Raw genomic sequence first — 12660 nt, forward strand, 5'->3', positions numbered from 1 at the left:
ATAATGTTGTAGGGTTTGGCTTTGAAAGGCAGGATTTGGCGTAATATGGCAACAAAAAACCTCCGATAATTCAGAGGTTCATTTTTTATGGCTTGTTCAAGATATGAAGCATCCTGCCGACTTCTATATCCATTCTCGAAAAGGCAAACCATTTTTTGCCCAGGTCTTTGAGCGATGCCCCAATGTGGTAGAGTTCTGTATAATCAATAATCAAAAAACGGTCGTGGGCATCGGAAAACAATTCAATGTCTATTGGAGGATATTGGCTATTGTAGCGTTGCAAATCTAACCGTAGCTGATTGCTGATACTTTTGGTAAGGATTGTAGCGGTTACATTAACCTTACGCTTACCCAACAAAGTAAGCACCGTATCATCCACATAATTATCAAGCAGGATAATAGAGATTTTGGCACTTCGGATAATATCGGAAACAAAGGCATAGGCATCAAAAACCTGCCCGTTGTAAAAGATACCTTTTTCGCTGTGGAGCTTGTCGCTTTCCAAAGCCTTAAAAATCTCTTCAAATTTTTGGTCGGCTTCTAATTGTTTCAGCTCTATATTATCCAAACGATGAAACAAAGAAGCGTTGCTGATAAGCATACGCCTCATTTCTACAAAGGCTTCCATTATTTCCACACTCATTTTAACGGCTATATCAGACCGGAGAATGGCAGATGCCATTGCAACGCCCTGTTCGGTAAAAACATAGGGCAAATAACGCCTGCCACCGTAATTTAAACTTGAGGTTCCAATTTGGAACCTCAAGTTTTCAACTTCCTCTTCGGTCAGTTGAAAGCAGAATGATACAGGAAAACGCTCAATATTCCGTTTAACGGCTTTGTTCAGGTTCTTTGTTTCTACCTGATATAAGGCAGCGAGGTCGCTATCCAACATTACCTGTTTGCCCCGGATAGTATAAATCAGGTTCCTGATTTCTTTGGGTACGATTGACGGTTTATTTTCCATTGCGTTTACTGCTTTTGTTTTTCTCAAACTCAAAGGAACTTTCAGCGTTTTCTTTCAGAATGATGTAAGCATCGAATTTCTTTCCCGCTTTGCTTGTCATTCCTTTAATAAGAGAGGTTTTGCCTTTATTGACAAGGCTGGTTACATTTTCGATACTGATTTGTACACCGCAGACGGTGCGGAACTGTACCCAGTTACAAGCCTCATCAGGGCATTTCACAATCTTGTCACGGATAATAAGCTGCTGACTTTTGCATTTCGGGCAGGTCAGTTTCGGCTGATTGGTACTTGCAATAGAAGTTTGCAGCAATTCATCAGTAATAGATTTGGCATAGGTTTCCATTTCCTTTTGGAACGTTCCGGCATCCGCTTCGTTATTTTCGATTTTCTGCAATGCCAGTTCCCATTCGGCGGTCATTGCCACATCCGCAATTTTCCGGTCTTTAACAAGCCCATACACCTGTAATCCTTTTTCTGTAGGGATTAAAGAACGTTTATCCCGTTGGATATAATTACGGGTAAACAGGGTTTCGATAATGGCGGCTCTTGTTGCAGGCGTACCGATACCCATATTTTTGAGGGCTTTGCGCTCTTCCTCGTTCTCGATTTCTTTACCTGCGGTTTCCATAGCTGACAAAAGCCCGGCTTCGGTGTAAAGCACTGGCGGTTTGGTCTGCTTTTCCAAAACGGCGGCTTCCTTTATGGCAAGTTCGTCACCTTTATGCAGTTCAGGTAATTCCTGCACTGGCTCTTCGCCATCGTCTGTAAAACTCCCTTTTATGGAACGCCAACCTGCTTCCTGAATTTTACAGCCTTTTGCCGTAAAGTCGTAATGCAATACCTGTAATGATACATCGGTTATTTCTTTAACACAGGATTGCGATATGGCTTCGAGCAATCGAAGTGCAATCATATTGTAAATCTTGTTTTCGTCTGCATTGAGTACCGACGGAACTTTGTCCGTAATCAACAAACCGTGATGGTCTGTTACACGGAGGTCATTCACGATACGTTTGTTGAACCGTCCCCATTTGATTTTGGTTAGAGCTTGCTTGCAATCTTCCCGGTTCTGCAAAGCCCGCACAAGGTTTGGAATTTCTGCCCACATATCTTCAGGTATGTATTTGCTTCCGGTACGTGGGTACGTGATAAACTTCTTTTCGTACAGACTTTGTGCAATATTGAGCGTTGCTTCAGCAGATAATTTCAGCCTTTTATTGGCTTCCTTTTGTAAGCCAGTCAGGTCAAAAAGCAAGGGTGGTTGTTCTGTAACACTTTTGGTTTCTACCGAAGTAACGGTTGCCGTTGCGCCACGCTGAATAGCTTTAAAGGTATCATCGGCAAGCTGCTTTTCTTCCCATTTGGTAGCGGAAATACTTTTGAAATCAACCTGCGCTTTATGGTGGGTTAATTGTATCTGCCAGTATTTCTTTACCGTGAAATTCTTATTGTCGAGGTAGCGTTTACATATCAAAGCCAGTGTGGGCGTTTGCACTCTTCCGAGCGAATAGATACCGTTATTTGCGGCAATGCTCAATGCCTGCGTAGCATTAATGCCCACAAGCCAGTCGGCACGGCTTCTGCCTTGTGCTGCCTGGTACAGTCCGTCAAATGCTGCCCCGTCTTTTAGGTTGTTGAAGCCTTGCTTTATTGCCTTTTCGGTAAGCGAACTTATCCAAAGGCGTTCAAAAGGCTTATTGCATTTCAGATATTCATAAATGTACCTGAAAATCAGTTCGCCCTCACGACCTGCATCGGTAGCAACGATGATGCTGTTGCTCTTCGTAAAAAGCTGCTCAATGACTTTCAGTTGCTTTAATGCGCCAGTATCGGCAGTATAGCCTTTATCTTTTTTGACCTTGCGGACGGTCAATAAAAACGGGTTAGGCAATATCGGCAGGGATGCTTTATCAAATCCCGAAATGCCGTAGTCTTCGGGCATTCCCAGTCCTATTAAATGACCGAATGCCCACGTAACAAAATAGCCGTTACCTGTCAGGTAGCCGTCCTTTTTATCAGATGCTCCCAACAAGCCGGCTATCTCCCTTGCTACACTTGGTTTTTCTGCAATAATTGTTTTCATACTGTATTACATTTTTCTGCCTTTGGATTTTGCAGGCTTGTTGTCCTGTTGTTCCTGCTGCTTTTCGTTTTTCGGTCTTTGCTGCCCGGACTTCAAAGGCTCTTGGACGTTCTTAGTCGCTTCGTTGGTTTTGCCCTCCGAATTGACAGCAGTTTGCGTTTTATGGGTTTCGGCAGGTTCTACCCGTGCTTTATACTGACCGGGGAACTCAAAATTGGTCTTTCCAGTGTCTTTGTCAAAAGTGATATAACCCTTATACGGTTGGTCTTTTTTGTCTTTCAGTTCAACGTATATGGTTTGTCCGGCTTTGAACTTGTTGTACTGCTCATCATCCAGTTCTTTGCCCCTGAAAGTTCTTGGGGCTTCCTGCGGTTGGCTTTGCTGATTGCTTTGCCCAGTGTTCTGTTTGTTCGTTTGCGCTTGCTGATTGTTGTTGCTTCTGTCAAACAGGAACTCAACATATCGTTTATCGGCATTGAATTGTACCGTTGCCGAAAACTCCGTTCCTTTCGTGGAAATCATACCCTCTAAATAGAGTGGTTTGCCCTCCATCAGCGTTTGCTTTTGCTCCTCATTCAGTTTTACGCCCTTAATTTCATCGGGAATTTTGATAAACTCCGTGCGCAGTGCAACTACATCATTGGTCAGCCTGTCAATACTGATAATGGACGGCATCAGGTCGCCTGTTTTAGAATTTACGAGATTGACCACACGTCCCATATTACCCGTTTCGAGCAGGTTTTTCTTGTCTTCGTCCGTAAACTTGTGTCCGAAAAACTCAAAATGCAGGTTAGGTTCTCTTTTGATACCGTGGATTGCTACGATAACATTGCCGTCTTCGGCTTGCTGTAGAGACAGGCGAGCATCCGTGCGGAGGATAGAACCACCGAGGTTAATACCTATCGGTAAAAGTTCATTGGTTTTATAACCTCGTAACAAAGGGTCGAGCAGGTTTCTTTTTTCAAGAAACTCTTTGCTTAATCCGAGGTTTTTCATTGTGTCCCAATCAATCTGCTCCGGTTTGTAGCGGTATTCGCTTGCTTCCGTTGTTGTTTGTGCTTTTGCCATATTATTTTGATTTTCTTGTTTTTTATCCGGTTGGGGTTCTGCTTTCACTTCGTGTTCTTTCAGCACTTTTTCACCTTGTGGGGTGGGCTTATCTACGTGCTTTTGCAGTTCCTCTGCTTTTTCAGCAGCAACCGGGGCAGGCACTTTGAAGAAAGTAAAGTTTGTAGGGTTCTTTAACTGACTGAAAAAATTGGAAAAGAAGTTGGAAAAGAAATCGCCGCTTTTGTCCACACGCATAAACTGGTTTTGGTTCTTCTTGGTGGGGTCAACGGTTTCCATTTTCCCGTTTTCGTCTATACTCTTTACCGCCTGGATTTTCATTTTCTCTTTATCCAGTACGAGTAATATGTCAGAAAGCTGTTCGGGCATTTCCTTTTTATTTGTTGTTTCTTCGCTCATAGTCTGAAAATTTTAAAATTTTACGGTCGAATGTAAAGGAAGCCTTCACTGATTTGCGTTATGTGGCATTCAAAGGCAGCGTTTGTCATTTATTGGCATCCAGTTTGGGCAAGGGAGGGTTAAAACTTTCCCTGATGAACTGATGCACATCAGACAGTTTGTAATACAGTTTTCCGCTAATGGTATAATAAGGGAGCTTGCCTATGGAGCGATACCGTTGCAGGGAACGGTTACTGATTTTCAGCATTTGCAATAAATCCTGATTGTCCAGTAATTCTTCGCCGTCTATGCTGTTGCGCTTCTTTTGTAAATCGTCTATGTGATTGCCAAGAATGTCCAGCCTATCCATTATGCGTTCCATCCACGCCACAAATTCCATTTTGTCGATATTCATACGGGTACGCTTTTAATTATTACCTGATTTCAGCTTTCTGCCTTTTTCGATATAGCTTTTGCCTTTCGCCATAAGCTGCTCTACATATTCATCGGTGGTCTGCACAGCGTTAGCGTTGAGCATTTCCTTGATAGCACCAATCGTATAGTAATACTGCCCGTACATTTTTGAAAAGGCTATCTGCCCATTGGTGCGCATACGCCACAATGTTTTTTCGCTGATGTGGAGATACTGGCAGACTTCGTGATTGTTGAGCCACAAACTATCGTAGCTTGTATCTTCCAGTTTGAGGATATATTCGCTAATGGCTTTCAACCGCTCATTGAGGTGCTTCCACACTTCTTCGTCAACTGTTATAATATTCATTGCACTGCTGTTTAATGTTCACAGGGCAAAATTCAGAAGTGTGGCAGTGTTTGTCTGCCAATGCTTACCCATTGGTTTGGCACTTTTTTGATTTTTTTTTGCAATGAGGAAAATCCTTGTTTAATAAGGGTTTTAGCGTGTTTCGGTTATTTTGTAGTAGCCTTTTGCCCATATATGCCAATTGGCATATATGGGCAAAGAAAAAGCAGTACATTTTGTGTACTGCTTTCAAACACCCGTGCTGATGTTGCTAAAGGTCTTTATCCATATACTCTTCGAGGGAAATTTTGAGCTGGTCTAAAAACACCGTTCGGGAGCCTGCCCTTGTTTTCATTCGGTGGAAAGAATGATGTATATCGTTCAAGGGCGTTCGGAAGAGGATTTGGAAAATCAATGCTAATTTCCTGATGCCTATTTTCCCGTATGCAATAGATTTGGAAACATACAGGGCGTAAATCAATTCTATCAGTGCATTTTGCGAGTTCGTCCACGAAATGTCTTTGTTTCCATCACCGTTTATTGAAATGGTATCGGGATTTTTTTCAGGGTTTATTTTGGTAAGCAAGAAAGTATAAAGTAATTCATTGGCTATAATATGGGCAACTTTGTTATCGTAATAAGTAGAAAAGCTAAGGTCAATTTCAAATACACTACTTTTTAGACCATCGTGGTAATTGATTTTTCCGAGCCTGAAATAACTGTGGTCACGGTCAGTTCTGCCTGCACGATAGTACCTGTAAAAATCCTCATTGGATATGCTTTCCTTGTATTCGGATTTCAGAATTTTCAGTTGGTTTTCAAAATAACTTTGGTGTATTCTCCCTGCACTTACGGGGCAGGTAGTTTCAATGCGGAATACCTTATTGTAATAAATAAGTTTTCCTAAAATCTGCGGTTTGATATTCTTGAAAAAATTGATTTCCTGCCGTTCGTCCTTAAATCCGGTCTGCAAGACCTTCATCTTTATAGTAAACAGCATTTCCTTTAAGAATAAGGTCATTTGGTAAGCCTCATCCGCAGTTTGCATCATTTGAGAAGATAGCATATCTTCCTGACGCTGAATTTCCGATAATATTTTGTTCAACACGATTTCCATAGCTTAGTCTGTTAAAAGTTATCACTACTTGTTTCGGAACCACATTTTAATTGATATACCAAAACTTGGAAATAATATGTAAACCATTATCACATTGTGTCCCCATATTGGGAAAGATTTATTTCCAATTACGCTTTTTGATGTATATTGGAAAAGCAGAAAAAGGGTTAAGTACACTACGACTTAACCCTTTTTTTATTAAATTTGCAATAATGATTTACAAGGTAATCAGATGAAAGCGAGTGCAGTAAGCACCATTACTAAATCGTTACCGATAGCACTTTCGGTTCTTGTAAACTACTCTTTATTAGCCACTTTGGGCTATATTAATCTTTTTCACAAAAAAGTAATTCTAGAAAAACGAGCAGAAACATGCTTAATTTTAACCGATTAAAAGGCGATGATGACAAGTCCGTGTCTCCCATAGGTTTAATATCCAAATAGACCACTGAATAAAAAAAGGCAGTAGATATAGCCAACAAGTAATAGGTTAACACCTATTTGCGGATATTTCTTTTGGGTAAATAACCATAGTATCTCAATAAAGGCATAAATGGACAACGGTGCTGCAAGACTGACGGTCATAAAATAGAGTAAATATCCAGCCCCCAAAGCATCATTTTGTTGTTTAAGAATCAAATATGGGACAAGAAGTAGCAGAAAGGCGATACAGACTACAGAAAATCGAATAAAAAAATGTCGTTTTAGTTTTCGATCCCCTTTAAGAGGTTTATACATAAACAGTGTTGAGCCCGAATATAGAGTGATAACAACAAATAACCGATATAGTGATGCGCGCTCTCCAAACCATTCCAATCTTGATTAGCGTAGGCAAGACCAACAATTAGAAATAAAACAATAAATAAAACTACTTTAATATAATTCATCTCACATCTGTCCTAAATAAATTTTAGGATTCGATTTCTGTGGTACAAGCATAGCTTTTTTCATCATTTCGATATTGACCCCTATTTTTCAATCTGCGAAGATCTTTAGCTGTCCCTTTTTTCCTTTTATAGGCGGCCTGAGAAAGGGATCATCTATCCATTGCCAGATGTTTATTTTCACGAAGATATTCATTCTGATGAATGCGACCAGATTGGACAGGTTCCAGTCATATTTGGCCTTTTTTTGTAAGTATTTTAACAGTAATATGCCAATGAGTGAAGTCCAGATCTGGATCATCACTGCATTTTCAGAAGTCCCTATGAATGTCGATACTTTTAAGCGCTGCTTTAGATGCTTGAAGAAGACTTCGATATGCCAGCGTTGTTTATAGATGTTTGCCACCAAAGAAGCCTTCCACTTCGTATTATTGGTCAAAAAGTGGTACTCATTGCCAGTGGTGCTGTCCCAAAAGTGGATCAGGCGTAACGGTGTGGAATTGTATTTATTGCGGGCAGCGCCGGAAAGCTCAATGAGCTCATCCTTAAGGATGCCCTTTTCCTTAAGGGCATCGCTCTGGTAGGACTTGATAACGTTGTACTTCATGTTCACTTTACTCCTGGTAACAAAATAACAACCCCTGCTGTCCAAATCCCCAAGCCAGCTGTAATCCACGTAGCCACGGTCCACTACCACCACGCTTCCCTTGGAAAAACTGTAACTACCGGCTCGCTGGCTCTCATGTACTTTTCCATCGGTAATCTGCATAAAAACAGGTAGGCAGCCATCATAATCCAAGACAGTGTGCAGCTTTACGGCACCTTTGGTGCTGCGAAACTTTGCCCAGTCAAATACAGATAGACATAAGGGGATGATGCTTGCATCCATCAGATATACTTTACGCTTTAGCTGACCAAGATCTTTGCGAAAATGGGTGTCCTTTTGCCAAAGCCTATCCAAAACAGAATAGTAAAGATCTTTGAAAAGTTCATGGGTACGGTGTGTGTTGATATAGGATATATTAGACTTACTTGGAGCTCTTACTACACCTAAGTGGTTCAGATTACCAGTGGTACTGCGTAGACCGTTACTAATATCACGAACCGAATCTGCCGAGGAAAAATGACAGAAAAGCATACTGACTAGATGCGTCCAGCTGTTGATCCCTTTCTGATGTTTGTCACTTTTGTGCTTTGAAACCAAATCTTTGAATAATTCGCGGTCGATAAGAGATAAAATCTGACTAAAAACATTTAAATTTATCATGGCGGTGTGTTATAATTTTGTGATTTAAATATAGCGATCTCGCTATATCAAAACACCGCCATTTTTTAAACGTTTAGGACGCAAGTGAATTCATCTAAAAACATGAGGGGATTATCCCTACTAGAGTAATTGAACGCTATAAATTTTAATATCGTATGGAATACAAGTGAATTTCAAGATTTCTCTCCAATACGACATCTTGCCAATCGAACTTTGACCACAATAGTCCAAATCAACTAAATAAAATCAACTTCCGAGCGGGTAGCTAAAAGCAATTTTCAGCAAAGAGAAGCACCCTATTAACCTAATATTTATGTAAATTGCTAAAGCATATAGAACAAAACAGCTATGAATTCTTCACTATTGGATGGAAACTATTGGGATGAACGTTATAAGAACAAAGCAACAGGCTGGGATATTGGTTATGCCTCTCCTGCTATTATCAACTATGCAGCGGAGTCTATTGCGAAAGATGCCTCTATTCTAATTCCCGGTTGTGGAAATGCTTATGAAGCAAAGGCTCTACTTGACATGGGGTTCCATCAAATTACCTTACTTGATATCGCTCCGACCCTTGTTGCGAAGGTAAGAAAGGAGTTTGCCAATAGCCCTCAGATCCAAATTTTATGTCAAGATTTTTTCCAGCACCTGGGTCAGTACGACTATATAATTGAGCAAACATTTTTTTGTGCACTGGATCCTTCATTACGCCCCAGCTACGTACAACAAATGCATACTTTGCTCAAGCAGCAGGGTATTCTGACGGGTTTATTGTTCAAACGGGATTTTGCGCAACAAGGACCACCTTTCGGTGGAGATCAAACGGAATATCAACAATTATTCGCATCGCAATTTGACATTTTACAGCTAACAGATTCAACCAACAGTATTCCCCAAAGACAGGGAAATGAACTTTTTTTTGAGCTGCGCAAAAAAGAGTCTACTTGCCCGGCATGACCCGATAGGTTGGATCTTCCATGATATTGACCTTCACAATGCCCGCAGCATTTTTTAACAAAGAGCGACAATCTTCACTGAGGTGCCACAATTCGATTTTTTTCCCTTGTGCAGCGTAGCGTTCGGTAATTTTGTTGAGTGCATCCACGGCGGACATATCCACCACACGACTTTCCTTAAAATCTAAAATCACGCGCTCGGGATCTTCCAAAACATCAAATTTATCCAAAAAATTAGCTGTCGAACCAAAGAAAAGAGGGCCATAGATTTCATAATGCTTGATGCCCTCGGCATCCAAATATTTTCTTGCCCGAATGCGCTTCGCATTATCCCAGGCAAATACAAGTGCGGATACCACTACACCAATAAGCACCGCAAGTGCCAAATTATGTAAAACCACGGTAATTCCGGCGACAATAATCCCAACGAAAATATCTGATTTGGGAAATTTATTCACAATCCGTAGGCTCACCCATTGGAAGGTTCCAATGGCTACCATCATCATCACACCGACCAACGCGGCCATGGGTATCTGCTCAATAAAAGGAGCACCTACCAAAATAATCACTAAGATGGTCATCGCTCCAATAAAAGAAGAAAGCCGCGTGCGTGCACCAGCATTTAAATTGACCAGTGTTTGAGCAACCATGGCACATCCACCCATTCCCCCAAAAAATCCATTGATTGTATTGGCTATCCCCTGTGCCATGGATTCGCGGTTTGCATTTCCTTTACTCGCCGTTATTTCGTCCACCATGTTCAGTGTCAAAAGCGACTCCACCAACCCTACTCCAGCCATCACCAAAGAATACGGAAAAATCAGTTGCAATGTTTCCCAGCTCAGGGGTACATTAGGTAAATGTAGATGTGGCAATGTCCCACTAACAGAGGCAATATCTACTACTTTTTTGGTATCAATACCTAAAAGAGAAACCAGGCCAAATACAACCAAAATAGCGATTAAAGAGGCTGGAACAGCCTTCGTTATCCGCGGAAATCCAATCACAATCAACATCGTCAGCAGAGTCAATCCCCCCATGATGTATAAGGTACTTCCCGACATCCACTCCGCCCCCTGCCCGGTATTCACCTTAAATTGGACTACTTGAGCCATAAAAATGATAATGGCCAGTCCGTTTAAAAAACCGTACATAACAGGCTGTGGAATCAAGCGCACAAATTTCCCCCATTTAAAAAGCCCGACTAAAAATTGCAGGAGCCCCGCCAAGACGACCGCAGCAAACAGGTAATCAATACCGTGACTTGCCGCCAGGGCCATCAATACAACCACTGTTGCGCCAGCACCTCCAGATACCATCCCTGGCCTACCTCCCAAAACGGAAGTGATCAAACCCATTAAAAATGCTGCGTAAAGTCCGGTCAAGGGTGGTAGCCCGGCTAAAATTGCAAATGAGAGTGATTCCGGAATCATTGTCATTGCGACCGTTAATCCTGCAAACAACTCATTCTTAAGATTAATCGATTTTATATTGAATATTTCAAAGGTATTGTTCATTTTTGAATTACTAGAACAGGATAATTGCCGCAAAGGTACTAATCACACAAACACTTTTCCCCTATATTTGTTATTCTTTACAAATTTTATCGCAAAACAGTATGTTCATTTCGATCAAACAACGCATTAACCAACGTCATTATAGTCTCTTAATATGTATCTTTTTGTTGCTTGTCCAGCTCGGGAGTATAGGGCCTAGTAAGGCTGCATTCCTACCAGCTAGAGAATCCTTAATGACTTCAGATAGCCTATTTCGAGCGAAACCTGTCGAAAAATATCCCATGTACCACGATGGGCAACCACGACATTGGAACAATCATCTTATCAACGTAAAACAAACAGACAGTCTATTCGATTACCAAAAGAAGAACTTCTTAAGGGCGGGAATTGAGTGGTTTTCCATCCAAGCTATTCCTGCTTCGGTTAATTACTTCATTCGAAAAGATCCTGTTTCGCATATTTCCTTTAAAAACTTCTTTAGCCATTTAAAACTGTCTGCCTGGACCTGGGACGACAATCTCTTTGCAACAAATCAAATAGCGCATCCTTATCACGGTCAGTTTTATTTTAATTCGTTCCGATCCAACAACTACAGTTTTCTACAATCGACAGCAGCAACCGTAGCTGGTAGCTATATCTGGGAAACTGCAGGTGAAACAGAACCACCATCCATCAATGATATCATCAACACAAGTTTTGGTGGTACTATTTTAGGTGAAATGACCCATAGACTATCGCATCATATTCTTTCGCGCCCGAGTCTGACCAAAGGACAACGTAATAAAAAAGAACTATTGGCCATGCTGATCAATCCGATAAACGGGCTCAACCGTCTGCTCGACGGGCGCTGGGGAGATAAGGTAAAAGGTGCGGTGGTCGACAGTTCTTTAGTACACACCGAAGTTGAATTGGGGCTAAGACGGTTTGATGCCAAGGAACATGATATCTTGAATAAAGGAAAGAATGATATCTATGCGCGTATCAAACTGATTTACACCAACGATGATCTAGACAAAAAGAAACCCTTTGATGACTTCTTTCTCAATTTGGAACTTGGATCAGATGATAGTTCCATCGTCAATGCGGTCAATGTGTATGCCTCGTTATACGGTAACCGTATTTTATCCAATTTAACGGGACGTCACCGTGGTATTGTGTCTGCGCATTTCGACTTTCTACGCAATGAAGCTTTTTATTACGGATCACAGAGCATCAATTACAATGTTTTTTCAAACTTCAATATTGGTAGCCGTACCAAGCTGACAACCATCCTTGGTGGTGGTCCAGTGGTATTGGCCGCTGTACCCGATCCTTATCTCCATTTTGGTGAAAGCCGTACATACGATTATGGCCCCGGGGCCGATGTTAGGGCTTCAGCCACATTGAGCACATTAAACCGCTTTAAATTTGGTGTAGATTATCGTGGCGGATATTTTGTCACAATCAGTGGCAACAAATCCCACCATTTTCTACACGCGGTATCCACGAGTGCTTCAATGCGTATCTGGAAAAATTTTGGTGTCAACCTTTACTCCGGTTACTTTAGATTGGAAGGTCATTATCAAGACCATAACAATGTCAACAAAGACTATCCTTTTGTCCGGATAGCACTAGCCTACAACTCTGAATACTAGCTATAAAAAAAGGCTTAACTAAATGAGTT

10 protein-coding genes are annotated in these 12660 nt (G+C 41.3%); 2 read left to right on the forward strand and 8 right to left on the reverse strand.

Annotated features, from left to right (window positions below; translation table 11 throughout):
- Positions 1-85: 85 nt before the first annotated feature.
- From AACH28_RS06585 to AACH28_RS06615, 7 genes are all read right to left on the reverse strand, one after another.
- The gene (locus tag AACH28_RS06585; protein WP_341832556.1) at positions 86-967 is read right to left on the reverse strand and encodes an ORF6N domain-containing protein; all 882 of its coding nucleotides are present in this window, start codon (positions 965-967) and stop codon (positions 86-88) included.
- Positions 957-3050 carry a DNA topoisomerase 3 gene (locus AACH28_RS06590; RefSeq protein WP_341832557.1) on the reverse strand — a complete coding sequence of 698 codons (2094 nt, stop codon included), beginning with the start codon at positions 3048-3050 and terminating at the stop codon, positions 957-959. The genes AACH28_RS06585 and AACH28_RS06590 overlap by 11 nt, the downstream gene beginning before the upstream one ends.
- Positions 3051-3056: 6 nt before the next feature.
- Positions 3057-4517, reverse strand: coding sequence for a DUF3945 domain-containing protein (locus AACH28_RS06595; RefSeq protein WP_341832558.1), 1461 nt, complete (start codon positions 4515-4517; stop codon positions 3057-3059).
- Positions 4518-4602: 85 nt separating this feature from the next.
- Entirely contained in the window at positions 4603-4911 is a 309-nt protein-coding gene (locus AACH28_RS06600; RefSeq protein ID WP_002978404.1) for a helix-turn-helix domain-containing protein, read from the reverse strand.
- A gap of 12 nt (positions 4912-4923) precedes the next feature.
- Positions 4924-5277, reverse strand: coding sequence for a helix-turn-helix domain-containing protein (locus AACH28_RS06605; protein WP_024566644.1), 354 nt, complete (start codon positions 5275-5277; stop codon positions 4924-4926).
- 250 nt (positions 5278-5527) lie between these two features.
- Positions 5528-6373, reverse strand: a complete 846-nt coding sequence (locus AACH28_RS06610) for an RteC domain-containing protein (RefSeq protein WP_034735056.1) — start codon at positions 6371-6373, stop codon at positions 5528-5530.
- Positions 6374-7348: 975 nt separating this feature from the next.
- On the reverse strand, positions 7349-8524 hold the full coding sequence (locus tag AACH28_RS06615) for an IS4 family transposase (RefSeq protein WP_115046003.1): 1176 nt from the start codon (positions 8522-8524) through the stop codon (positions 7349-7351).
- Positions 8525-8872: 348 nt separating this feature from the next.
- Between AACH28_RS06615 and AACH28_RS06620 the strand changes: the two genes are divergently transcribed.
- Positions 8873-9481, forward strand: a complete 609-nt coding sequence (locus tag AACH28_RS06620; protein WP_286766851.1) for a methyltransferase domain-containing protein — start codon at positions 8873-8875, stop codon at positions 9479-9481.
- On the opposite strand, the gene AACH28_RS06625 is transcribed toward AACH28_RS06620, so the two are convergent.
- Complete coding sequence (locus tag AACH28_RS06625; protein ID WP_182332664.1) at positions 9465-10997, reverse strand: SulP family inorganic anion transporter; 1533 nt, start codon at positions 10995-10997, stop codon at positions 9465-9467. The genes AACH28_RS06620 and AACH28_RS06625 overlap by 17 nt on opposite strands.
- 101 nt (positions 10998-11098) lie before the next feature.
- On the opposite strand from AACH28_RS06625, the gene AACH28_RS06630 reads away from it, so the two are divergent.
- Positions 11099-12631: a DUF3943 domain-containing protein gene (locus tag AACH28_RS06630; protein ID WP_286766850.1), complete on the forward strand. Its 1533-nt coding sequence runs from the start codon at positions 11099-11101 to the stop codon at positions 12629-12631.
- Positions 12632-12660: the final 29 nt, after the last annotated feature.

The sequence above is a fragment of the Sphingobacterium thalpophilum genome (assembly GCF_038396785.1).
GTDB lineage: Bacteria > Bacteroidota > Bacteroidia > Sphingobacteriales > Sphingobacteriaceae > Sphingobacterium > Sphingobacterium thalpophilum_A.